Genomic DNA, 24,232 nt, shown 5'->3' with positions numbered 1-24,232 from the left:
CGCCCCCGACATCCGCCGGCCCGAGGTCGAACGTGCGGCGCCGATCCGGTGGCGGCGGCCTGCCGAAAGACGGGTCAGGCCTTCTCGAGGATCGTCTTGAGCTCCGACAGCATCATGGTCCAGCCGCCGCTGACGCCCTCCAGCATCTTGGAGTCGGCCGAGGTGAAACCGTCGTGGGTGATGGTCAGCTTCACGCCCAGCTCCGGCTCCTCGGCCGGCTCGATGTCGAAGGCGACCCTCGAGCGCTCCTTGGCCGCCTCGGCGAACTCCGCGTCGCTCATGCCGAACATCTCCTGGTGCATCGGCTGCAGCGTGTGCCAGGTGTAGGCGAGCCGCTTGCCGGGCTCCGACTCGGTGACCACCTGGCCGAGGTCCTGCGGCTCGCCGCCGTCCTCGACCGGCCACAGCACCTTCGAGCCGGCCTGCCAGTCGGAGGACGGCGCCCAGCCGCCGTGGTACTGCTTGAGGAACTCCGGGCTGGTCAGCCCCTCCCAGAGCTTCTCGGGTGTGGTGTGGATGTAGATCGTGTAAACGAACTCGGGCTTGCTCATCGCCGTTCCTTCCAGGGCGTGCTTCAGATTGCCGAGCGCGGCCAGCCGGCCCCGCTCGTACCTGCCGATCCAGCGGTCCGCGACATCGTGGATGGGCACGGGGTTGAGGTAGTGCAGCCTTTCCCGGCCGTGCCGGACCACCGTGACCAGGCCGGCGCCCTCCAGCACCGCCAAGTGCTTGGACACCGCCTGTCTGGACATCTCCAGCCCCGCGCACAGCTCGCGCAGACTCTGCCCGGCCCGCTCGTTCAGCCGGTCCAGCAGCCGCCTGCGACTCGCGTCCGCGAGCGCCTTGAACACCTCGTCCATGTCATCCAGCCCCCTCACCATCAGATTGGCAACCATTAGGTTGCATGTCAAGCCGGCAGGTGGCGATGGTTCCGGAGATTGATCAGGCCGTTTCCGGCATCACGTAGCCGGTGGGCGGTGTCGCGGCGTTCGACGGGCCGGGCCTTGCGGCGGGTGAGTCGCCTGGTCACGCGCCCGCGATGGCGGTCAGCGTCGCCTTGCCAGAGATCAACATGAGAATCGATAGAACCTGACCGAATGAAGCCCGAACGGCCGGCTGGGCCGCTCGCTCAGACGTGAACCCGACGCTTCCGCGAACGCCTTCCTCCGCTGGGAAGCGGGAAGCGGGGGTGTCCCCTCTGGGGGGGCTATGGCATCCCCAGCGCTGTCGGATTCATCCCGCCACCCGTGGGCACTCCCGCGAGGGATTCCGCGACGGCCCGCTCCCGCGGATCCTTCAGCGACGCGTAGATCTCCAGAGCCCGGCCCAGGGCGAGCCGAGCCTCCCCGACCCGCCCCTGCGCCAGGAGCCCGACGCCCAGCTGGTGCAGGGCGTGGGCGGTCCCGGCTCGCATGCCCGTCCGTTCGTGCAGCTCGATAGCCCTCCGGTAGCACCGCTCGGCCTGCCGGTGCTCTCCTGTCTCCCGGTGCGCGGTGGCGATCAGCGTCCAGGTCGACGCCTGAAGCCACAACGAGCCGTGCGCACGGTGCAGCCGCTCCGCGTGGTGCAGCGGAGCGAGCGCCTCCACGGCCCGCCCGAGAGCGAGCCGGACCTCCCCGAGGCCGGTGAGGGCCACGGCCGTCGCCCACGCGTCGTCCGCGCGCGCCGCGAGCTCCACCGCGCGGGCCACCTGCTCGACGGCCGCCGCGCCCCGCCGTCGGCGCAGACAGGAGAGGGCGTACGCGGTACGGGCCGTGCTCTCCCCGACCGCGTCGCCCGCCACCGCGAACCCTTCGATGGCCCGCGGGAAATGCGCGTCGGCGCGTTCATGGTCCTGCAGCCCGGCGCGAGCACCGGCGAGCACGCTCTCGGCGCACGCCGCCGCGAGCGGATCGCCGCCTCCCGCGGCGGCACGGGCCGCGGTGCCGACGCTCAGCAGGTCGCCGTGGTGGTGACGGAGGTAGAGGTAGGGCCAGAGGGCGTACGGCAGTTGCCACGCCACCGGGCTGCCGGCCGCGCGGGCGGCGGCGACGCACGCCTTCAGGTTCGCCCGCTCCGCCTCGCACCACACCATCGCCTCGGTGACGGAGGCGAACCGCGGCGGCTCGCAGCCCGCGGGTGCGTCCGCCGTCTTCACGCGGTGCCGCGCGCGGCCCAGCACCACGTCGGCCACCGACTCGGCCGCGTGCGCGTACCAGGCGAGGACGCGTTCGGTGCAGGCCGCTAGCTCGCCCGGGGGCTCGTCGGCGCGGGCGCGCTCGCGCGCGTAGTCGCGCAGCAGGTCGTGCATGCGGTAGCGGCCGGGCCGTACCTCCATGAGGAGGCTGGCGGCGCGCAGTTCGCCGAGCAGCCGGCCGGCCGCGGCGGCCGGCTCGTCCACGACGGCCGCCGCGGCCGCCACGCCCAGCTCGGCGCCGGGGTGCAGCGCGAGCAGCCGGAACGCCCGCGCCTGGTCGGGCGGGAGCGCCCGGTAGGACCAGGCGAACACGGCACGCACCGCGGTGCTGCTCTCCCCCGGCATCGCCAGGAGGTCCAACCGCGCGCCGGACCCGCCTTGTTCGCCGGCCAGGGCGGCGGTGAACCGGTCTCCCCACTCCACGAGGTGTTCGGCCGCGATGCGCAGGGCGAGGGGGAGGCCGCCGCAGTGGCGTGCGACGGCGGACAGCGCGGCGTCCGCGTCGCCGTCCGGGGCGGTGTCCGGAGCGGCGTCCGGGGCGGTGGAGGGCGGGCCGGAACCCGGGGCCGCCGCGCGCCGCCCGAGCGCACTGCGCAGGAACCCGACCGCCTCGTCGGCCGGCAGCGGTTCCAGGGGGATCCGCAGGGCGCCGTGCCGGACGCTCAGGGCGGTCAGCCGGCGCCGGCTGGTGACGACGATCAGGCTGTCGCCGGCGGCCGGCAGCAGCGGCGCCACCTGCGCGGCGCCGGCGGCGTCGTCGAGCACCACGACCACCCGGCGCTCCGCCAGCATGCTGCGCACCAGGGCGAGCCGCTCGGCGGGTTCCACCGGGACGTGCCGCGGGGGCCGGCCGAGCGCGTGGAGCAGCCCGGTCGCCACCTCCTCCGGCGCCGCGCGGTTCCCGGACGGGCCGTGGGCGCCCAGGTCGGCGAAGAGGGCCCCGTCCGGCCGGGTCGCCGCCAGGCTTCCGGCGAGCGCGACGGCGAACGTCGTCTTCCCGACGCCGCCCATCCCGTCCACCGCGATCACGGCGGGGCCGGTGTGCCCGTCGAGGAACGCCCCGGCCAGCCTGGTCTCCGCCGCGCGCCCCCACATGCGGCCGACGGCGGGCAGTTGGGCGGGGAGCGGGTCGCCGGCGGCGCGGCGGGGTTCCGCCGGCGGCGGTGAGGCCGTGTCCGGGCGGGCGCCGGGGACCGGGGAGGTTGGGGGCCCCTCGGACCGGAGCCGGTCGCGCACGAGCCGGGCCAGCGTGTCGCGGGCGCCCAGGGCCTGGTCGCAGCGCTCGGCCAGTTCCAGGGTGAGGGGGCGGAGGCCGTTCTCGACCCGGCTCAGGTAGCTCTTGCTGTAGTGGACCTGCCGGGACAGCCGGGTCAGCGACCAGCCGCGCCGGACGCGCAGGGTCCGCAGATGCTCGCCGATCAACACCCTGCGTCCCCCCAGCCATTCGTGAGCCATGGCCTCACCCCGCGCACCCCGCGCTTACCGTACCGCTCGGGGCTTCGCCGCTGGTCAGCGGGTGGGTTCCGGAATCGGGGCGGGTTACCTGGCCCGTTGCCTCCCGCTTGGCAACACCAGGCAACAGCGCACGGGGGCCCGCGGCATACCGGGGGCGCTACGGTCGGTGTTGTTCAGGATCAAGGGCGCGGGGCTGCCTCGGTGCACCCCCCAGAACCAACCCAAGAACCGCGGCAGCCCCGCCCCCCTCTCCTCCTCCCACGCCCCACCGGGAACGGCCCCACCGGAACGGGGAGTTCACCGGGGCCGACCATGGCCGCTCGATGGCGTGTTCGCGGATCCGTCCCGGCACCGACGCGCTACCCGGCGCTCCGCGCGCCGTCCGGTGCGGCTAGGATGCGGTGCGGGCGGGGCCGTAGCGCAGAGGTCGTCGCGCGCGGTCTCCAAAACCGCGAGGACGCCGGTTCGAATCCGGTCGGTCTCGCCTCGTCCTCTTCTCTCCCTCCGGTTCCGTCCCGGAGCCTTCCTTCCCTCCCCCCGTTCGGGTTCGCACCTGTCACCCGCCGGGGCGTCTTCTGTTGCGGCGCCCGGTGGGCGGTGTGACGCTGTGCGCGGGAGCCGGCGAACCGGCGTTCAGGAAGGACGACAGCCGTGATCGACCCTGTACAGGTTCTGTGGTCACCGGCCGGGGAGTCCATGCCCGCCATGGGCTCCAACGCTCTGGTCGACGTACACGACGGCGATACGCCGAACATCCGCATGCCCGTTCGCATGCTGTCCGTCGACACCCCCGAGGTGACGGCGAAGTCCGCCGAGGGCGCCGCTCACGTGGACGAGAAGTTCAAGCAGCTCGCCGGGTGGATCGAGGACGGCAAGGCGCCCATCTCGCGCGATCTCGCCGAGTTCCTGCTGCCGAAGATCCGTACCGGCCATGCCGGCACGTTGCAGTTCGAACAGGGCACCGACGCGGCGAAGTTCAACACGGACAACATCAACAAGAGGCTGATCGAGGGCGTTCCGGAGGGGACCCCTCCGCGCGAAAAGCCGCGGAAGATCTTCGTCCGCACGGCGGACTCGCCCTTCGACGACCACCACCGCCTGCTGGCCTACATCGCTCCCGACTACTCGAAGGAGGAACGTGCCGTTCTCACGCGGGCGCAGCGTTCTACCTTCAACCTCGACCTGATCGCCGCCGGCTGGGCCGCGACGTTCATCATCTACCCCTCCATTCCCGGGGAACTCGACCTTCCCATGACCCTGGAGGCCGCCGACAAGGCCGTGAAGGGGAAAAAGGGCATCTGGAAGGAGCCGGCGACCCTGCTGGCGTACGAGTACCGGTCCCTGGAACGGCTGCACGAGGTCACCCAGAAGATCGTCGAAGGCAAACCGCTCCGCCCCGGCGAGTCGTTCTCGTGGCGCGAGCGCTACTGCGCCGACCTGCGCACCCGCGAACTCTTCGGTCCGGAAGACTACTTCCGCGTGCCGCCGGTGTACCGGCTGTGGTTCTGGCCGAAGGACGTCAACGAGGCGATCGGGCGGCTGAATCTTGTGCCGTCCCGGGAGTTGGGCGGCGGGGGGCGGGGCGGCGGGCGGTGAGTGTTCCCCCGCTGCGGCGGCGGTACGGGGGATGGTGCGGGTTCGTAGGGGCCCGCAGGTGCGGGCGGATCACCCCCGCACGCGCGGGGACCATGATCTCACCCAGGCAGTCGACCAGGCGAAGCGTGGACCACCCCCACTCGCGCGGGGACCATGACGTGCGGTTGACGGTGGTGGGCGAAGAGATGGGACCACCCCCGCTCGCGCGGGGACCATACTTCCTGAGCTGGGCGTTCACCCCCGCCCACCCCCATCTTCCTTCACCAGCTCACGCGCCCACCAGCCCCCTTACCTCCCAAGTAATCGCTCTCCCCCACTCCCCCACCCCACACTGATGCCCAACCGCCCCCGCGCGGCCCGCATCACGTACCCAGGAGAGCGCCATGAGCACCGTCACCCCCGCACCCCACACCGACCACGAGGCCGCCACCGCCGCCACCCGCGCCCTCGTCGGCGAGTTGTTGCAGCGGATGGCGGACGGGGATGCGGAGCGGATCGCGGAGTTGTACGCGGAGGGGGCGGACTGGGCGTTGGACTGGCCGGTGGAGGAGTTGGGGCGGGTGGAGACGCCGTGGATTCGGGAGCGGTCGAGCCGGGCGGACGCGGCGGCGCACTACCGGGAGATCGGGGCGCACCACGTGCCGGAGGAGGCGGACACCCGGATCGAGCGGGTGCTCGTCGACGGGGTGGACGCGGTCGTCACCGGTGAGCTGCGACTGATGGCGCGGCCGACGGGACGGCGGTACCGGGCGCGGTTCGCGCTGCACCTCACCGTCGAGAACGGGCTGGTGACGCGGCACCACGTGTACGAGGACAGCCTGGCCGTCGCCCGGGCGTTCACCGCCTGAGGCGGGCCGCCCGGGTCTGCTGCAGGGCCGCGACCTGGCGGTACAGCTCCGCCGCCTCCGCCGTGCGCCCGAGCTGCTGCAGGCAGCGCGCCTCGTCGTTGCGGCTGGCGAGCGCGTCCGGGTGGTCCGCGCCGAGGACGCGCTGGCGCGCCTGGGCGACGTCGCGGTAGACGGCGAGGGCGTCCGTCCAGCGGCCGAGCCAGCCGAGGCCGACGGCGACCTCGCGGCGGCTGACGAGGGTGTCGGGATGGTCGGCGCCGAGGACGCGGGCGCGGATGGCGCAGACGTCGCGGGCCTCGGCGAGGGCCTCCTCCCAGCGGCCGAGGCGGCCGAGGTTGACGCCCATGCCGTGCCGGGCGCGGAGGGTGTCCGGGTGGGCGGCGCCCTGGACACGGGCGCGGTCCTCGATCAGGGCGCGGTACAGCTCCAGCGCCTCGGTGCTGCGCCCGAGGCGGCCCAGGCAGATGCCGGCCTCGTAGCGGGCGGCCAGGGTGTCCGGGTGGTCCGGGCCGAGGACGCGGGTGCGGGCCGCCGCCACCTCGCGGTACGTGCGGAGGGCGTCGCTCCACCGGTCCAGCTGGCCGAGCGTGTAGGCGACCTCGTAGCGGGTGACGAGGGTGTCGGGATGGTCCGCGCCCAGCACCCGGGCCCGCGCGGCGGCCACGTCGTGCGCCATCCGGTACGCCTCCTCCAGCAGGCCCAGTCTGCTGAGGCTGAAGGCGAGGTTGTGGCCGCAGCGGAGGGTGTCGGGGTGGTCGGGGCCCATGATGCGTTCGCGGGCCGCGAGCACGTCCGCGTACACCTCCCGCGCCTCGAAGTGGCGGCCGAGCCGGCCGAGGACGTACGCCGTCTCCTGGCGGGCCGCGAGTGTGTCGGGGTGGTCGGGACCGAGGGTGCGGGAGCGGGCGGAGGCGGTGCGCGCGAACTCGCGCAGCGCCTCCTCCGGCCGGCCGAGGCGGCTGAGCGAGAAGGCGACCTCGTAGCGGCTGGCGAGGGTGTCCGGGTGGTCGGGGCCGAGCAGCCGCTCGCGCTCGGCGAGCACGGCGCGGTGCGTCTCGTCGGCCTCCGCCCAGCGTCCGGCGCGGCCGAGGCGGAGGCCGCCGGTGTGCCGGGCGGCGAGGTCGTCCAGTACCTCCGCGGAAACGGGGACGGGGGCGGGGACGGAGGTGGGAGCGGGGGCCGTCGGGGACGGGCGTTCGGTCCCGGTGGAGCGCGCGGAGCCGGTGGCGGCGGGCCCGGTGGCGGCCGCGCCGGTGGAGAGGAGCGCCTGCGAGCCGATCGACAGGCGCGGGTCGGCACCCGTCTCTCGTAGCGGAGTGCCAGGTCGTAGCGGAGCGCCGGGTCCGGCAGATCCGGCAGCAGGTCCGCGGCGGGCCGGCCCCGTGCCCCCCGCGTCCCCTCCGTCGCTCCACGCGGCCGTCCAGGCGCCCGTCAGGACGGCGGCGGGGTCGGGCGGGAGCGCCATCGCGCCCGTGCCGGCGGCCTTGGAGCCGGTGGTCATGTTCCGCGCCCAGGCCGGGAGCCGGGGCGGCGGGTCGGGCAGGCGGTGCGGGTCGGTGCCGGGGCGCGGCAGCCCTTCGGCGTGCAGGCCGGCGTAGGACGGGCCCGCGTACGACGGGCCCGCGTACGACGGGCCCGCGTACGACGGGCCCGCGTACGACGGGCCCGCGTACGACGGGCCCGCGTACGACGGGCCCGCGTACGACGGGCCTGCGGGGTACGCGCCGCTGCCCGGATAGGCGCCACCGCCCGGGTACGCGGCGACGCCCGCGTACGGACCGCCCCCGCCCGCGTGCGTCCCCGGCCGCGAGCCGCCCAGCCGCCGGACGAGCTCCCCCGCGTCGTCGGGACGGTCGTCGGGCTCCTTCGCGAGCAGGTCGAGGACGACGTCCTCGAACACCGCCGGCAGCTCCGGGCGGAGTTCGCGCGGGGGCCGGGGCGGCGTGTCGCGGTGGCCGACGAGCACGGCCCACGCGTCGTCCATGTCGAACGGCGGCGTGCCGGTGGCGATCTCGTAGAGCACGCAGCCCAGCGAGTACAGGTCGCTGCGGTGGTCGACGCCGCCCCCGCCGATCTGCTCGGGCGACATGTAGTGCGGGGTGCCCATGGCGATGCCGGTCCCCGTCAGCCGGGCCGTGAAGCCGATGTCGTGGCCGAGGCGCGCTATGCCGAAGTCGCATATCTTCACCGTGCCGTCGGTGAGCCGCATGATGTTGGCCGGTTTGAGGTCGCGGTGGACGATGCCCTGGCGGTGGGTGTACGCGAGGGCGGCGCCGACCTGTTCGGCGATGTCGACGACCTCGGGGACGGGGAGCGGGTGCTGCTTGTTGTCCTCCAGGAGCTGGCTGAGGTTGCGCCCGTCGAGGAGCTCCATGACCAGGTACAGGACCCCGTCGCTCTCGCCGAAGTCGTGGACGACGGTGATGCCGCGGTGCTGGAGCGCCGCCGCGACGCGGGCCTCGCGGCGGAAGCGTTCGCGGAGCACCCGAAGGTAGGACGGTTCGTGGCGCGGGCCGAGCGGTTTGAGGCACTTGACTGCGACGTGCCGGCCCAGGGACTCGTCGCGGGCGCGCCACACCTCTCCCATGCCGCCCCGCCCGATCCGGTCGAGCAGCTGGTACCGGCCCTGGATCAGCCTGGTCTCCGCCATCCCCGCCCCGCCGCCCCCGTCGATTCCTCCGCGCCGCCCCCGGCCTCCCCCAAGTATGGCGGCCTCCCCGAGCGGCTTGTAGGGCGGCGGGAACGGCTCGCGGGGGCACGCGCGGGCACGGCCGGGCAGGTACGGGCCGGGCCGGGGTCTCGGACGTCGGTACGGGCCTGCCGGAAGAAGGCCGAAGGCCCGCCGCCTCAGGAGAGGCGGCGGGCCTTCGTAGGGTCGCTCGGCGGCAGGCGCTCAGCGGGCGGCGTGCCTGCGGTGCCGGCCGGGGCGGCGCGGGCCGCCCACGCCCGGTACGTCGGCGTGGCCGCGCTCCCGGGCCTCCAGCTCCGCGCGCTCCTGCTCCAGGCCGAACTTGCCGAGCAGCGGCAGCCGGTCCACCCGCGGGAGCAGCCAGACGTGCCAGATGCCCGTGATGAAGAAGATCGCCGACCCGGCGACCAGGACCGACCCGAGGGTGTCGGTCGGGTAGTGGGCGCCGATGTACATCCGCGAGAAGGCGACCAGCAGCACCGCGAGGACGCCGCAGACTACGACCTTGCGGCGGTGGCGGGACTCGCGGAAGAGGAAGTACACGGCGACGGCCACCGCGACGGTGAAGGCCGTGTGGCCGCTGGGGAAGCTGTTGGAACCGATCTCCGGGTCGAGGGAGAACTGCCGCGGCGGCCGGTCCCGGGCGACCAGGGCCTTGGCGATCTGCGTGCTGTTCCAGCCGACCGCGACCACGAGGAACGTGGCGACGGCCTGGATCGGCCGCCGCCGGGCGACCAGCAGCCAGCCGCTCCACAGCGCGAGGATGATCACGCCCGCGACGGGTGAGGCGAGGTAGCTGACACCCTCCATCACGTCGTTCAGCCAGCCGGTGCGGGTGTTCGTCTGGATGGTGCGGTCCAGGTCCAGGTCGTGCGGCTGGATCAGCGACGTGTGCGCGGCGGTCATGCCGAGCACGATCGCTGCCGCGAACAACAGGACGGAATTGCGCAACCAGTGGCGCACGTAGGGCATGGGTGGGGCGTCCTTCGTATCGGCATGGCGGCGCCGGGGGCGGCAGCACGCGCTTGATGACGAGTACGTGCCGCATGCTCCGGGGAACCGGTGCGGCCGTACTACAAAAACTACACGTGCGAGCGGGTGTCCCCCCAAGCGCGGCGGTCTCGCCCAGGCCCGCCGGACGCGGTGGGTGACCGGCGCGTCACCGTCCGCCGCCGGGCGGGCCGGCGGCGCCCGGGGACGGTTGATCATGATCGTCCTACACTCGCGCGGATGGAGCACACGAGGGGGTGGCGGCCCGCCCGCGAGGCCGTCGTCAGGGCCGGCTGCGGCGCGGCCGGGGCGGGCACGGTGGCGGTGGGGGCCGTGGCGCTGCCCGGCGCCGGGGGGACGGCGGTCGCCACGATGACGGCGGCCGTCGGACTCGTCCTGGCGGCGACGGGCTGGTGGCCCCGCGACGCGCGCCGCCTCGCCTGGACGGCGGTGGCGGTGGCGGCGGTGTGCGGACTGGGCACCGCGCTCAGCGGCCCGGACGCGGTCGCCGAGGACTCCGGCGCGATCGGACCGGCCTTCGCCGAGTACGCCGCCGGCACCTGGCTCGTCCTCCTCGTGACCCGCGCGCTGCCGCCCCGGCGGTCGGCCGTGCTCTGGCTGGTGCTGGGTACGGCCGTCTCCACGCTCCTGCTGCGGGCCGGCGCGTACGACGGGGCGCTGGAGGCCGCCGGGCAGTCCGCCTTCATGTCGGCCGGCCCGCTGGCCGCCGGCGCGCTCGGCAGCGCCCTGCACACGGCCCGGGAGCGGCGGTCGCGGAGCGTACGGGAGGCCCGCCGGGCCCAGCGGCTCGAACTCGCCGCCGACCTGCACGACTTCGTCGCCCACGACGTCTCCGGCATCGTCGCCCTCGCCCAGGCCGCGCAGGTCGTCCACGAGGCGCGGCCCGAGCAGGTGCCGGCGCTGCTCCGGCGGATCGAGGAGGCGGGGGTGCGGGCGTTGGGGTCCATGGACCGTACGGTGCACATGTTGCGCGACGGGGAGGGGGACGGGGTCGGGGACGGGAGTGCCGCGCCCTCCCCCGCCCGACCCGCGGCCGGCCCGGCGTCCGACGAGGCCGGTGCCCGCGCGGCGGCGTACGGGTTGGACGACGTGCCGGGCGTCGTGGACCGGTTCCGGGCCTCCGGTACGGCGGACGTCCTGCTGACGGACGAACTCCCGCCCGAGCGGCGGGCGGACGTACCGCGCGAGGTCGCCGCGACCGTGCACCGCGTCGTCGTCGAGGCCCTGACCAACGTGCGCCGGCACGCCCCCGGTACGGAACGGGTCCGGGTCGCCCTCTCCTGCGGGCGGACTGCCGCCGGGCCGCTGCTGACCGTCTCCGTCACGGACTCCGGCCGCGGGTCCGGCCCGCGCGCCGGCCGCCCGGTGCACGGCGAACGGCGCGGCGGACTCGGCCTGGCCGGGCTCTCCGAGCGGGTGGAGGCGCTGGGCGGGGCGTTGACGGCAGGCGGTCACGGGGAGGGGTGGGAGGTGCGGGCGGAGCTGCCGCTGCGGCACTGAGAGCGCGCGGCGCGGTGCGGACGCCGGTCCCCCGGCCGCCGTCTCACCGGCCCCGGGACCGCCGTCCCGTCAGCCCCCGCCCACCGTCTCGTCGGCTCCGCGGCCGCCGTCCCGTCAGCCCCCGGCCGCCGTCTCGCCGGTCTTGGCGACCGCCGTTCCGTCGCGGGGCCGACGAGGGGGGGGTACGCGCCGGACGTCCGGCGCGGCGTCCGGCAGGGCGAGCAACGGGGCGAGGGCGCCCATGCCGTCGCCGCGACGCGAAGACGCGTACCGCCGCCGCGTCGGAGGGGCGTTCTCGCACTCACGCGTGGTTCTCCTTACGGGCGCCGCTCCCGGCCCGTCGGACCGGGAGCGGCGTCCAGTGCTGTGCGGAACAGGAGACCGTGCTCCTTGCCGGCGGCGTCCGAGCGCCGTCGCCGACGGAGGTGAGCCACGGGAGGGGCGGCCTCGGGAGGAGGAACACGGGCTGCCGGCAGGAGCCCGGAAGCGACCGGCCGGCGTCGCACCGGAGCCACGGGGAAGACGGGGCGCCGGCGTGCGGCCCCGACAGGTACCGGCTGCCCCTGTCACCGGTCAAACACGCCGGGTGATGGTCCGAACATCGGCCCGGCCACCCGTGCGTTCCTCGTGCGCATGCGCGGGGAAGGAAGTCCCGGCAACGTGAGCCGGCCCGGCGGAACCCGCCCCGGTGCTCCGCCCGCCTAGGGCGGGCACGGACCGGCCGTCCCTTTCGCCGTCCTGGGCTCCCACGGCCGGCGGCTGCCCACGGGCCACCGCCCCGGCGCCTCACCTGGGGTTTCCCCGGCCGCTCCCGCGAGCATCCGAGCACCAGCGGCGTTCGGGACGGCGAAAACGGCGTGGAGTGGGGCACCGTGCGGGTGAGGGGTGTCCACACGGAAAGCTCGTCTCATCCCTTCGGAGGACCGCGAGGCCGCCGTGAGCGGCCCGATCGCGCGCCGGACGGAGGGACGCGCCGGACCGTGGGCCCCCTGTCCGACTCACCCCCGCCCGCACCGGCCGCAAGCCCCCCGGCGGCGCAGGTGGTACGCGAGGGTGGCCGCGCCGAGGGCGAGGCCCCAGACGGTCCAGAGGATGCCGGGGCCGTTGGCGCCCCACATGTCGGCGGTGACGTGACGGGTGTTCATCAGGCCGCCGGGGACGAGGACGAGGGCCACGGTGCCGGCCGGGATGATGGCCGTGAGGGGATGGACGCGCTTGCCGGCCTTCCACCACACCCAGCGGGGCCAGACCTCACCCCAACGGCTGATCAGGCCGTGGGTCAGCAGGCCGCCCGCTGTGGAGAGGAGGCCGAGGCCGAGGCCGATCTCCAACATCCCGGGGGTGTCCTGCATGTCCTTCAGGAACTCCCGGGTGATGCCCAGGGGCCAGCCGAAGTACCAGGCCAGGCGGGTGAAGTCGTAGGGGACGGAGGAGAGGGCGGCGGCGTAGACCGCCCAGCGGCCCCAGCGCACCGTGGCCTCGGGTGTCGTCCAGCGGGCGGCGCCGTGCCGGCCGCGGCCGCAGGCCGTGCAGCGGTCGGCGGTGCGCCACTGGTAGGCGAGGGTGGCCGCGGCCCACAGCAGGCCGCCGACGAAGACGATGATCAGGTTGCCGCGGTGCCAGTACAGGATGTCGCCCACGCCGTCCTGCGGGCCGGGCACCCCGGTGAAGGCGAACACCACCAGCACCGGTGCGAAGGCGACCAGGGCCAGCAGCGAGTAGTCGGGGAGGGCGAACGCCAGGACGCACGCCGACACCCAGCCGTAGCCGATCAGCCAGGCCCGGGCCCGGCCCTTCCCCACCCCGCGGGCCATCAGCACGCCGGCCACGACGCCCGCCGCGCCCACCGCCGCGATCACCGGTCCGACGACCTCCGCCCGGCTGGGCTCCAGCAGGGAGGCCGAGGCGCGGTCGTCGACGACCTTGGCGAAGGGGTAACCGGCGCCGCCCGCCGCCCAGTAGAGCCCGGCCGCGCCGTACAGCAGGGACCAGAGGGCCGCCAGCCGGCCCGACCAGACGGGCCACCGGGACCACCAGGACCGCCGTGACCGCCGGCCGTCCCGGACCGGTTCCGGTCGCGTGGTCACCTGTGTGCTCATGAACGGCCTCACCCCTCGTCTCCGACCGGCGGCCGTGCCCGCCGGTGCGGTACCCACCCTCCCGTCGGGGTCCCGCCGGGCACATCTGCCGAACGGCAGACCGCGGGCGGGCCGCGTGAGGCCGGGGGTATGCCTCCCGGCAGAGGGCCGCTACCGTGACGATCATGAGCACCCGCATACTCCTCGCCGACGACCAGGAAGCGGTCCGCATCGGTTTCCGGCTGATCCTCGACTCCCAGCCGGACATGGAGGTCGTCGCCGAGGCCGAGGACGGCAGGCAGGCCGTCGAACTGGCGGGCCGGCTGCGGCCGGACGTCGTCCTGGCCGACATCCGGATGCCGCGGCTGGACGGCCTGGAGGTCACCCGGCTGCTGGCGGGCCCGGACGTGCCGGACCCGCTGCGGGTGGTCGTGGTGACGACGTTCGACCTCGACGAGTACGTGCACGCGGCGCTGCGCAACGGCGCCTGCGGCTTCCTACTCAAACGGTCGAGCCCGGCGCTGCTGGTGGAGGCGGTCCGGGCGGCGATGGCCGGGGACGCCATGGTCAGCCCGTCGGTGACGGTCCGTCTGCTGCGGCAGCTGCGGGAACCCGAGCCGCCCCGCACGGCGCCGCCCACCGAGGCGCTCACCGAACGCGAGGCGGAGATCGCCCGGTTCGTCGCCAAGGGCCTGACCAACGCCGAGATCGGCGCCGAACTCTTCATCTCCCCCGGCACGGTGAAGACGCACCTCGCCCACGTCCAGCGCAAACTCGGCGTCCGCAACCGCGTCGGCGTCGCCGCCTGGGCGTGGGACAACCGGACGGCTTCCTGACGGCGGGGCCGGGAGCGCGGGGCGCGAGGGCGCGTCCCGGCGACGGACCGCGGGCGGACCCGCGTCGGCCGGGCCCACGGGAGCCCGGCCGACGGGAAGGGGCTCAGCCCTCCGCGGAGATGTGCAGCAACCCGGCCATCACATCCGGGAGTTCACCTGCCCGCGAGCCGTCGGCCGCGCGCCAGGCGACGTGCGCGTCCGGCCGGACCAGGACGCAGCCGTCCGGGCCGACCTCGCGGGCCCGCGCCCACTGCCCGTACGGGTCGCGCAGGTCGTCGGGCGCGCCGATGACGCGGACCGTCACCGGGACGCCCGTGCGGCGGGCGGTCTCCTCGGCGGCGGCCTGCCAGCGCTGCCCGCCGCCGGGGCCGGTGAGGAGGACGAACGCGCCGTTCCCGACGACGTCGAGGGTGGAGAGGGCCCGCCGGCCGTCCTCCAGCCAGGCGTGCGGGAGGTGGGCGCCGGGCCAGGTGGTGGGCCGGTAGTAGAGCTCGGCGTCGCGGTCGGCGTCCGGTTCGGGGGTGTCCGGGACGGTGGCGCCGTCCCGGTAGCGGTAGCCGAGTTCGACGCCGTGCGCGTTGACCTGGTAGTCGCAGCGGCGGGTGGCGGCGGTGACGGCCGCGGCGCGGTCGCGGGCTTCCGGTGTGCCCTCGTTGAGCGAGTCCAGGATGCGCCGCTGTTCGTCCGCGCTCTGGCCGGCGGCGAAGCCCAGGGCCTCCGGCACGGCCAGCAGGTCGGCCATGCTGCGGAAGGCGCGGTCGACGACCTGCTGACCGACCGGGTGCCGTTCGCTGTGGTAGGTGTCGAGCAGCTCGGGTCCTGCCGGTCCGTCGAGGACGAGTTTGAGCTTCCAGCAGAGGTTGAACGAGTCGGCGACCGCCGAGTTGAGGCCGAGCCCGTTGGTGGGCGGGCCCTGGTGGACGGCGTCGCCGACGCAGAACACCCGCCCGGTGCCGTACCGTTCGGCGACCGTGCCGTTGACCTCCCAGGGCGAGACGTCCTTGATGCGGACGGTGACGGAGTCGTCGCCGATGCTCTCCAGGATCCGCGCCCGGATCGCCTCGTGGTCGTCGGGGTCGAGGGGGGTGTCGGGGTGCGGGAAGGTGAGGAACACCCACTCGTTCCAGGGGCGGACGCTGACGAAGACGCGGCCGTCGGTCGGGGGACGGCCGGGGACGGCGCCGACGTAGAGGATGCCGGGCCGGTGGGCGGCGTAGCGGCTCAGGTCGGCCTCGAACCAGACGGAGACGGCCTGGGCGACGCCCTGCGCGCCGGTGAGGCCGAGGCCGAGCTCCCGCAGGACGCCGCTGCGGGCGCCGTCCGCGCCGATGAGGTAGTCGGCGCGGACGGTGTACTCGCGGCCGGTCCCGCGCTCACGGACGAGGGCGGTGACGCCCTTCTCGTCCTGCGTCAGGGACAGGAACTCCTGCCCGAACCGGAGTTCGCCGACGCCGGCCTCCTCGACGGCCTCGACGAGGAGCGGTTCCAGCAGGTGCTGTGGCAGGTTGCACATCCGGGCGGGGCTGGCCGCCCGGTAGTCCCCGATCCGGTCGGGCCCGTTGCCGTACGCGTCGAGCCGGGCGACCTCGGGGCCGGCGAAGGTGGACATGAAGACGTGGTTGGCGAGGAGTTCGGGCGGCGTGGCCCGCTCCATGACCTGTTCCTCGATGCCCAGGTCGCGGAAGATCTCGCCGGTGCGCTGGTTGAGCAGGTGGGCGCGGGGCGTGTGGGCGGTCCCGCGGTGCTTGTTGACGAGGAGGTGGCGGACGCCGTACCGGGAGAGGGCGAGGGACGCGGCGAGGCCGGCCGGCCCGCCGCCCACGATGAGTACGGGCACCCGGACGTCGGCGGCGTCCCCGCCGGGGTGGTCAGCGGCCGGCATGTACGTTCCCTCCGTCCTTGCGGGCGTATCCGGCGTAGATGACGGAGATGTCGGTGCTGGTGCCGAGCCGGAACTCACGGCCGAGCTCGCCGTACGAGATGTGGCCGCGGGCCCGGCGGCGGAGCAGCCGCAGCACCTCCAGCCGGCCGCGGCTGGAGGAGAAGCCGACCTGGCCCTTGTTGCGCAGGCCGTGCCGGCCGAAGACCCTGTAGAGCTCGTCGGGTTTGATGAACTGCCGCCAGACGTGCAGGTCTTTCTCGGCCCAGCTGACGGACGGCCAGTCCTGCGCCATCTTCACCATGACCAGCCAGGAGGCGAAGGTCCGGTTGATGGTGTCGTAGAGGTAGTGGCCGCCGGGCCGCAGCACGCGGGACGCCTCCGCGACCGCGCGGTCGACGTCGGTGACGTGCTCCAGGGTGTCGCAGCAGTAGACGAGGTCGAACTCACCTTCAGCGAAAGGGAGTTCCTCGGCGGTCCCCTGCCGGTAGGTGATGTCCAGGCCCTGCTCCTTCGCGTGCTCGGCGGCGGCGTCCAGTGAGGGCTGGGACGGGTCGATGCCGGTGACGCGGCAGCCGGCCCGGGTGAACTCCTCGGCGAGCAGGCCGCCGCCGCAGCCGATGTCGAGGACGTTGAGGCCGTCGAGGTCCATGCGGAGCCGTCGGGTGAGGACGTCGTGGAAGTAGGCGAAGCGGGCGGGGGTGAACTCCTGGAGGGTGGCGAACGGGCGGTCGTCGCGCCACCAGGAGTCCGGCTGGTCGTAGACGGCGTTGTTGACCTTGACGGGGGCGTCCTTCACGAAGCGTCCTTATGGTTCGGGGGTACGGGGTGGGGGGTTCAGGTGAGCTTGACGACCGGGCGGCGGACGTCCAGCCAGACGGCCAGGTCGAGGACGCGCTCGAACGCGTCGCGCGCGTCGCGCCGGACGGCCTCGGGCGCGCCGTGGGCGGCCTCCCGGAGGGCGGCGCCGTCGAAGAAGCCGACGGCCTGGTGGTCCCCGGCCAGCAGCTCGGAGACCTGCGCCTGGAGGGCGGAGACGTAGCGGAGTTCCTGCGTCCGGGGGTAGAGGGCCTTGACGCGCTCGACGACGGAGCGCGGCAGGACGTCGGCGGTGGCGCCGCGCAGCAGGCTCTTCTCGCGGCCGTCGTGGGTCTTCATGGCCCACGGCGTGTTGTAGACGTACTCGACGAGCCGGTGATCGCAGAACGGGACGCGGACCTCCAGGCCGACGGCCATGCTCATGCGGTCCTTGCGGTCCAGGAGCATGGGCAGCAGACTCGTCAGGTGCACGTGGCAGAACTCGCGCATGCGGCGTTCGTGCGCGTCCTCCCCCGGCACCTCGGGGACGGCGGCCACGGAGTCGGCGTACCGCTGGGCCCAGTAGCCGGGCACGTCGAGGGTGCGCAGCAGCAGCTCGGGGTCGATGAGCTTGGTGGGGTGGCCGGAGGGGTCGAGGGAGGAGGCCGTGACCCAGGGGAACATGGGCTGCGCCTGGACGGCCGGGATGTGGAACCACGGGTAGCCGCCGAAGACCTCGTCGGCGGACTCGCCGGAGAGGGCGACGGTGGAGTGCTCACGGATCGCCTTGAACAGCAGGTAGAGGGAGTTGTCGGCCTCGCCGAAGCCGAACGGCAGGTCGCGGGCGGTGACGACGGCCCGGCGCACGGCGGGGTCGGCGAGCTGCTGGTGGTCGAGGCGGATGTCCTGGTGGACGGTGCCGACGTGCCGGACGACGTCCCGGGCGAAGGGGGCGTCCTGGGTGTCGTGGAGGTCGTCGGGGTTGAACCCCTCGCTCTGGACGAAGTCGACGGTGAAGGTGCGGGCCTGCTTGCCCTGCGCGGCGAGGTGGCGGCCGGCGAGGGCCGTGAGCGCGCTGGAGTCCAGCCCGCCGGAGAGCAGGACGCACTGCGGGACGTCGGCGACGAGCTGGCGGGCGACGGTGTCGTCGAGGAGCTCGCGGATCCGGCGGACGGTGGTCTCCGTGTCGTCCGCGTGCTCCTTCGCCTCCAGCGTCCAGTAGACGTGCTCGCGGACGCCGCCGCGGTCGACGGTGACGACGGTGCCGGGGCGCACCTCGCGCAGGTTCGCCCAGACCGAGCGGCCGGGGGTCTTGACGAAGCCGAACAGCTCGCGGAACCCGTCGGTGTCCACGACCGGTTCGACGAGCGGGTGGGCCAGGACGGTCTTGGCCTCCGAGCCGAAGACGACGCCGTCCTTGGTGAGGTGGTAGTGGAGGGGCTTGATGCCGAGCCGGTCGCGGAGGAGGACGAGCCGTTCGGTGCGGCCGTCCCAGATCCCCAGCGCGTACATGCCGTTGAGCCGGTCGGCGAGGCCGGGCCCCCACTCCAGGTAGCCGCGGAGGACGACCTCGGTGTCGCTGGCGGTACGGAACTCGTGGCCTCGGCGCCGGAGTTCGGCGCGGAGCTCGGTGTAGTTGTACGCCTCGCCACTGTAGGTGAGGACGACCGGCCCGTCGTCCGTCTCGGCGACCATGGGCTGGACGCCGCCCTCCAGGTCGATGACGGCCAGCCGGCGGTGGCCGAGCGCGGCGTGCCGCGACAGCCAGGCGCCCTCGGCGTCGGGGCCGCGGCAGACCATCGTGTCGTTCATGGCCCGCAGCACGGGCCCTTCGCCCTCCAGGTCGCGCTGGAAGGAGATCCAGCCTGCGATACCGCACATGGTTGCCCAGCCCTCGTTTCCGGTTCGTTCGGTATTCGGTATTCGGTGTTGGGTGTTGGGTATTCGGTGTCGGGTGTCTGCGTCGGCGGACGGCGGCTCAGCGCCGCGTGGTCATGTACGTGCGCAGTCCGTCGATGTGCGACCGGCCCGTCGGCGCGAAGAAGAACCGGTCGAGGGCGTGCCGGACGAGCGGCAGGCTCCAGGGGGTACGCAGTTCGGCGGCCCACCGCCAGCGCAGCCGGGAGCCGTTGGGGGTCGCCTCGACCACGTAGTCCTCGACCAGCCGACGGAAGATCGGGCGGCTGGCCGCGACCCCGGTGAACGTCTTGCGGTGTCCGTCGTCCCAGCGGTAGAAGCGCTCCTTGAGGACGAAGTCGCCGCTCATGCTGATCTCGCGGGTGGTGCCGACGCCGAAGGGCCGTTCGGAGGTCCAGCGCAGCCGTTCCATGCCCTTGGTCCAGCTCGACGCCTCGTCGCTGGTTAGCACCGCCCAGGTCTCCTCGGGCGGGAAGGGCAGGTCGACGGTACGGGTGTGGCGCATCGGCGCAGAGGCGAGGAAGGCATCGCCCGCCTCCACGATGGGGTGCCAGCGGTGTGCCATGGCCGTCTCCCCTTCCGCTCAGCCGGCCGTGCGGGCGCGCCAGAGGCCGACGCAGCCGCGCACGACGAGGTCGTGGTCGGTGAAGTGCTCGGTGAGCTGGTCCCGGAGGCCCTCCAGGCTGTCCTCCTGGTTGTGGAAGACGCCCTTGGCGTTGAGCTTGTCCATCAGCGAGCGGCCGGCGCGGGTGACCGGGACGCCCTGGGAGAGGATCGTGCTGCCGAACACGTACCCGCCGGGCTTCACGGCCCGGGCCGCGTGGCGGAGGGCTATGCCCTTCTCGCGCAGGCTCCCGGGGATGCAGTGCAGCAGGAAGCTGAGGGCGACCGAGTCGTAGGAGGCGTCGGGCACGGGCAGCGGTTCGAGGGCGTTGCCCTGGACCTGGGTGACGCGGTAGCGCTTCAGGCGGCGGGCGGTGAAGGCGAGGGTGTTGGGGTTGAGGTCGACGAGGGTGATGTCGGGGTCGGGGGTGGGGAACGGGCAGTGGTCCAGCAGGTACCCGGTCCCGACCCCGACCTCCAGGTGCTTCTCGCCGGCGCAGGTGGCGTACATCCGGTGGAAGTTGCGCGGCGAGCAGCGCCAGAACAGGGGCGCGCTGCCGCGGAAGACGACCAGGTCGTAGAAGGTGAGCGCGCGCCGGTGGTAGGAGGCCTGGCCGTCGAGGACGTCCTGGTCCACGTCCCCGGGTTCCGGCCGGCGGACCTGATCGATGCTCATGGGTGCGGTGTCCTTCGCTGTAGTCGGTGGTGCGGGGTGGGTGGTGCGGTCGGGTGGTGGTCGTGGGGTGTGCGGGGGCGCCCCCCTGCGGCGCGGCCCGGCGGCTCAGCGGCGCTGCGGCGGCTCGGTGGCGTTGGGGCCGGCCGCGTTCGGGCCGGGGCCGGTGGGACCGGTGCCGTCCGGACCGGTGCCGGTCGGGCCAGCGCCGTTCGAGCCGGCGGCGTCCGCGTCAGCGGCGTCCGAACCGACGGCGTACGAGCCGGCGAGCCGGTCCAGGACGGTGCGCGCAGTGCCGGTGGCGTGCTCGCCGATCAGGCCGAAGTGGTCGCCGGGTACCTCGGCGGTGGCGTGCGCCGCGGGCCAGGCGGCCTGCCACCGGCCCTCCGGGAAGGCGGCCAGTGGTGCGGCGGCCCGCAGGTGCAGGACCGGTGTGGCGAGCGGCTCCGGCCGCCACCCCGTGAACAGCCGGTCGTAGCCGCCCATGGCGGTCAGGCAGGTGTCGTCCCAGCGGTCGTCGCCGGGGCCGAGGGAGCCACCGCCGTCGCGCAGCCGTCGGCCGATCTCTTCCTGAATAGCGGGCAGCACCGGGCTGTCGGGGAGGTAGCTGTCGAGCAGGACGACCGCGCGGGCCGGGGTGCCGAGCGCCTCCAGCCGGGCGGCGACGGCGTGGGCGATCCAGCCGCCCGCGGAGTGGCCGAGGAGGGCGAACGTGCCGTCGGGGGCGCAGCGCAGGACGTCCTCGGCGTGGTGGCGGGCGAGCGCCTCCAGGCTGTCGGGAAGGTCCTCGCCCCCGTTGAAGCCCGGTGCGGGCAGGGCCCAGAGCTCGGCCGTGTCGTGGGCCGCCGCGGCGAGCCGGGCGTACTGGTGGGCTCCGGAGCGGCCGGCGAACGACGGGAAGCAGAGCAGCCGGGTGCCGGCCGGGCCGCGTCCGCGGGAGAGCCGGACGGGTTCCGGGCGCGCGGCCGGGCGCTCGCCGGTGCCGAAGACCGGGCGGTAACGGGAGGCGGTGCGCAGCAGGTCCTGGAAGGCCGCGAACTCGCCGAGTTCGCCGGCGCGCAGGGCGAGCGCGGCGAGGGTGCCGTCGCCTGCCGGTGCGGCGGCCGGTTCGTCCTCCAGCCCGGCCAGCAGGTGGGCGGCGAGGGCCTTGAGGGTGGGATGGTCGAAGACCAGCGACGTGGACAGGGTGAGGCCGGTGGCCGTCTGGAGGGCGGTGCGGAGCTCGGCGGCGGCGAGCGAGTCGAAGCCGAGCTCGGGCAGGCCGACGCTCTCCTCGACGGCCTCCGTCGTCGGGTGGCCGAGGACGGCGGCGATGTGCGACGCCGCCAACTCGGTGACGATCCGCTCCCGTTCGCCGCCGGGGAGCGGCAGGAGGCGGTCGCGCAGCGACGGCCCCTCGGCGACGGGCTCGGCAACGACTGCCGGAACCGTACCGCCGGTGACGGGAGTTCCCGGCATGGCGGGGGCGACGACGTCGGGCCAGTAGCGCTGCCGCTGGAAGGCGTAGGTGGGCAGCGCGACGCGGCGGGCGCCGCGTTCGGTGTGGAACCGGGCCCAGCCGGGGCCCGCGGCACCGCGCGTGTGTGCCCGGGCGAGGGCGGTGACCAGGCTGGTCTCCTCGTCCTGCCCGCGCCGGAGCAGCGGTACGGCGGCGGTGCCGCCTTCGTCACCCAGGGCGTCCCGGACCAGTGCCGACAGGACGCCGCCGGGGCCGAGTTCGAGGAAGGTCGTCACGCCGTCGGCGACCAGCCGCCGGACGCCGTCGTGGAACCGCACCGGGCGGCGGATGTGCCGCACCCAGTAGTCCGGGGAGCACACCTCATCCGCCTCCAGGGTCTCCCCGGTCACGTTGGACACGAGGGGGACGCGCGGCGCGCGGTAGTCGAGCCCGTCCGCGACGGACCGGAACGCGTCCAGCACCTCGTCCATCAGCGGCGAGTGGAACCCGCGCGACACGCGCAGCCGCTTGGTGCGCCGCCCTTGGGCGGCGAGGAGGCCGGTCACTCGCTCGACGCCCTCGCGCGAGCCGGAAACGACGGTCGCACGCGGCCCATTGACGGCCGCGACCCCCACCCGCTCGTCACCGGCCAGGACGGCCGCGACCTCGTCCTCACCTGCCTCGACCGCGACCATGACACCGTCCGGCGAGGACGCCGCCATCAGCCGGCCACGGGCGGCGACCAGGGCGCAGGCGTCCTCCAGGGAGAGCACGCCGGCCACGTGGGCGGCGGTCAGCTCGCCGATCGAGTGCCCGCCGAGCCGGTCGGGGACGACGCCCCAGCCCTCCAGCAGCCGGGCGAGCGCGACGCCGGTCGCGAACAGGGCGGGCTGGGTGTACGCGGTGTCGTCGAGCAGCGCGGCGTCGGGCGTGCCCTCGTCGGCGAACAGGACGTCCTGGAGCGGCCGTTCGAGGTGCGGATCCAGGTGTCCGCAGACCTCGTCCAGCGCCTCGGCGTACGCCGGGAACGCCGCGTACAGCGCACGTCCCGCCCCCGGCCGCTGGCTGCCCTGCCCGGGGAACAGGAAGGCCGTACGGCCGCCTGCTGCGACGTCGCGGACGACGTGCGGCGCCGGCGCCCCGGCGGCCAGCGCCGCCAGCCCGGCGAGCAGCCCGTCCCGGTCGCCCGCGAGCACGGCGGCCCGGTGCTCCAGCGCTCCGCGCGTGGTGGCGAGGGAGTACCCGACGTCCAGGGGCGTCAGCCCGGGGCGCTCGGCGACGTGGGCGCGCAGCCGCTCGGCCTGGGCGCGCAGGGCCTGCTCGCCCCGGGCGGAGAGGACACAGGGGACGAGGACGGGCGCGTTCCCCCGCGCGTGGGCGCCGGCCGCCTCGCCGCCCGTGGGCGCGGCCACGCCCTCGGCGGGTGTGGTCCCGCTCCCCACCGGCGCCGACTCCCCGTCCGCGGGCGCGGCCACAGCCTCGGCCGACGCCGGCACGCCCGCCACGGGCGTCGGCACGCCCTCGGCAAACGCGGGCACGGCCCCCACCGACGCCGGCGGACCCTCGGCAGGCGCGTGCGGGTTCTCCGCGAGCCCGGACGACCCTTCGACCGGCGCCGACGCGCCCGGCACGAAGGCAGCCTCGCCCTTCGCCGGCGCGGGCACGTTCTCCGCCGGCACCGACTCCCCCTCCACGAGCGCGGGCGCGGTCCCCGTCGGCGACGACACGTCCTGAACCGGCGTGACGACGCCCTCCGTCGGTGCCGGACCGTCCTCCCCCGGTGGCTGTTCGAGGATGACGTGGGCGTTGGTGCCGCTGATGCCGAAGGACGAGACGCCGGCGCGGCGGGGGCGGCCGGGGGTGGGCCAGGGCCGTTCCTCCGTGAGCAGGGCGACCGTGCCGGAGGACCAGTCGACGTGGGGGCTGGGCTCGTCGGCGTGCAAGGTTCGTGGCAGGACGCCGTGTTCCATGGCCTTGATCATCTTGATGACGCCGGCCAGACCGGCCGCGGCGGCGGTGTGGCCGATGTTGGACTTGACCGAGCCCAGCCAGAGCGGCCGGCCGGCGGGGCGCTCCGACCCGTACGCGGCGATCAGGGCCTGGGCCTCGATGGGGTCGCCGAGCGGCGTGCCCGTGCCGTGGGCGTCGACGGCGTCCACGTCGGCCGGGGCGAGGCCGGCGTTGGCCAGGGCCTGGGTGATGACCCGTTGCTGGGAGGGGCCGTTGGGGGCGGCGAGGCCGTTGCTGGCGCCGTCCTGGTTGGTGGCGGTGCCGCGGACCAGGGCGAGGACGGGGTGGCCGTTGCGGCGCGCGTCCGACAGGCGTTCGACGAGGAGCAGGCCGGCGCCCTCGCCCCAGGCAGTGCCGTCGGCGGCGGCCGAGAACGCCTTACAGCGGCCGTCGGGCGCCAGACCGCGCTGCCGGGAGAAGCCGACGAACGCCTGCGGCGTCGACAGCACGGTCACGCCGCCCGCGAGGGCGAGCGTCGACTCGCCCGAGCGCAGCGACTGGCAGGCCAGGTGCAGGGCCACCAGGGAGGACGAGCAGGCCGTGTCGACGGTGACGGCCGGGCCCTCCAGGCCGAACGCGTAGGCCAGCCGTCCGGAGATGACGCTGGCGGCGTTGCCCGTGAGGACGTACCCCTCCAGGCCCTCCGCCGCCCCGGCCGCCAGCGCGGTGTAGTCCTGGCCGCTGGAGCCCGCGAACACGCCGGTGCGGCTGCCGCGCAGCGACGT

15 protein-coding genes and 1 tRNA gene are annotated in these 24,232 nt (G+C 74.7%); 5 read left to right on the top strand and 11 right to left on the bottom strand.

The genetic code is table 11. From position 1 onward, the window contains the following. Window positions 1-74 precede the first annotated feature (74 nt). Window positions 75-860: an ArsR/SmtB family transcription factor gene (locus JNW98_RS22645; RefSeq protein WP_223770108.1), complete on the bottom strand. Its 786-nt coding sequence runs from the start codon at window positions 858-860 to the stop codon at window positions 75-77. Between the two features lie 347 nt (window positions 861-1,207). Then, a complete protein-coding gene (locus JNW98_RS22640; protein ID WP_223770107.1) occupies window positions 1,208-3,631 on the bottom strand; it encodes an ATP-binding protein in 2,424 nt (807 codons plus the stop codon). A 409-nt stretch (window positions 3,632-4,040) separates the two neighbouring features. On the opposite strand from JNW98_RS22640, the gene JNW98_RS22635 reads away from it, so the two are divergent. The 3 genes from JNW98_RS22635 (at window position 4,041) to JNW98_RS22625 (ending at window position 6,075) form a co-directional block, all read left to right on the top strand. Beyond that, window positions 4,041-4,115, top strand: a tRNA-Trp gene (locus tag JNW98_RS22635). 167 nt (window positions 4,116-4,282) lie between these two features. Then, the gene (locus JNW98_RS22630; RefSeq protein ID WP_223770106.1) at window positions 4,283-5,227 is read left to right on the top strand and encodes a nuclease; all 945 of its coding nucleotides are present in this window, start codon (window positions 4,283-4,285) and stop codon (window positions 5,225-5,227) included. 383 nt (window positions 5,228-5,610) lie between these two features. After that, on the top strand, window positions 5,611-6,075 hold the full coding sequence (locus JNW98_RS22625; RefSeq protein WP_223770105.1) for a nuclear transport factor 2 family protein: 465 nt from the start codon (window positions 5,611-5,613) through the stop codon (window positions 6,073-6,075). Here the strand turns inward: JNW98_RS22625 and JNW98_RS22620 are convergent. Then, the gene (locus JNW98_RS22620) at window positions 6,065-8,725 is read right to left on the bottom strand and encodes a serine/threonine-protein kinase (RefSeq protein ID WP_223770104.1); all 2,661 of its coding nucleotides are present in this window, start codon (window positions 8,723-8,725) and stop codon (window positions 6,065-6,067) included. The two genes, JNW98_RS22625 and JNW98_RS22620, sit on opposite strands and share 11 nt — an antisense overlap. Window positions 8,726-8,968: 243 nt before the next feature. Continuing rightward, entirely contained in the window at window positions 8,969-9,736 is a 768-nt protein-coding gene (locus tag JNW98_RS22615) for a phosphatase PAP2 family protein (RefSeq protein ID WP_223770103.1), read from the bottom strand. 258 nt (window positions 9,737-9,994) lie between these two features. Here JNW98_RS22615 and JNW98_RS22610 point away from each other — a divergent pair, with 258 nt between their 5' ends. Then, window positions 9,995-11,275, top strand: coding sequence for a sensor histidine kinase (locus tag JNW98_RS22610; RefSeq protein ID WP_223770102.1), 1,281 nt, complete (start codon window positions 9,995-9,997; stop codon window positions 11,273-11,275). 998 nt (window positions 11,276-12,273) lie between these two features. On the opposite strand, the gene JNW98_RS22605 is transcribed toward JNW98_RS22610, so the two are convergent. Further along, window positions 12,274-13,374, bottom strand: coding sequence for an NYN domain-containing protein (locus tag JNW98_RS22605; RefSeq protein WP_223770101.1), 1,101 nt, complete (start codon window positions 13,372-13,374; stop codon window positions 12,274-12,276). A gap of 164 nt (window positions 13,375-13,538) precedes the next feature. Here JNW98_RS22605 and JNW98_RS22600 point away from each other — a divergent pair, with 164 nt between their 5' ends. Beyond that, window positions 13,539-14,189 (top strand): response regulator, encoded by a 651-nt coding sequence (locus JNW98_RS22600; protein ID WP_223770100.1) that lies wholly within the window; start codon window positions 13,539-13,541, stop codon window positions 14,187-14,189. Window positions 14,190-14,292: 103 nt separating this feature from the next. On the opposite strand, the gene JNW98_RS22595 is transcribed toward JNW98_RS22600, so the two are convergent. The 6 genes from JNW98_RS22595 to JNW98_RS22570 form a co-directional block, all read right to left on the bottom strand. Next, the gene (locus tag JNW98_RS22595; RefSeq protein WP_223770099.1) at window positions 14,293-16,071 is read right to left on the bottom strand and encodes an FAD-dependent monooxygenase; all 1,779 of its coding nucleotides are present in this window, start codon (window positions 16,069-16,071) and stop codon (window positions 14,293-14,295) included. Continuing rightward, window positions 16,058-16,867, bottom strand: a complete 810-nt coding sequence (gene ubiG / locus JNW98_RS22590; protein ID WP_223770098.1) for a bifunctional 2-polyprenyl-6-hydroxyphenol methylase/3-demethylubiquinol 3-O-methyltransferase UbiG — start codon at window positions 16,865-16,867, stop codon at window positions 16,058-16,060. Before ubiG ends, JNW98_RS22595 begins: the two co-directional genes overlap by 14 nt. A gap of 38 nt (window positions 16,868-16,905) precedes the next feature. Next, window positions 16,906-18,747, bottom strand: a complete 1,842-nt coding sequence (asnB, locus tag JNW98_RS22585; RefSeq protein WP_223770097.1) for an asparagine synthase (glutamine-hydrolyzing) — start codon at window positions 18,745-18,747, stop codon at window positions 16,906-16,908. 97 nt (window positions 18,748-18,844) lie between these two features. Continuing rightward, window positions 18,845-19,348 carry an SRPBCC family protein gene (locus JNW98_RS22580; RefSeq protein WP_223770096.1) on the bottom strand — a complete coding sequence of 168 codons (504 nt, stop codon included), beginning with the start codon at window positions 19,346-19,348 and terminating at the stop codon, window positions 18,845-18,847. Window positions 19,349-19,366: 18 nt separating this feature from the next. Beyond that, entirely contained in the window at window positions 19,367-20,062 is a 696-nt protein-coding gene (locus tag JNW98_RS22575) for a class I SAM-dependent methyltransferase (protein WP_223770095.1), read from the bottom strand. 105 nt (window positions 20,063-20,167) lie between these two features. Continuing rightward, window positions 20,168-24,232, bottom strand: a 4,065-nt coding sequence (locus JNW98_RS22570; protein ID WP_308015649.1) for an alpha/beta fold hydrolase, incomplete at its 5' end; no start/stop codon positions are given.

This window comes from Streptomyces huiliensis (assembly GCF_020037025.1).
Taxonomy (GTDB): domain Bacteria; phylum Actinomycetota; class Actinomycetes; order Streptomycetales; family Streptomycetaceae; genus Streptomyces; species Streptomyces huiliensis.
Note: the sequence above shows the minus strand (reverse complement) of the source record. Positions and strands in the feature narration are given on the sequence as shown.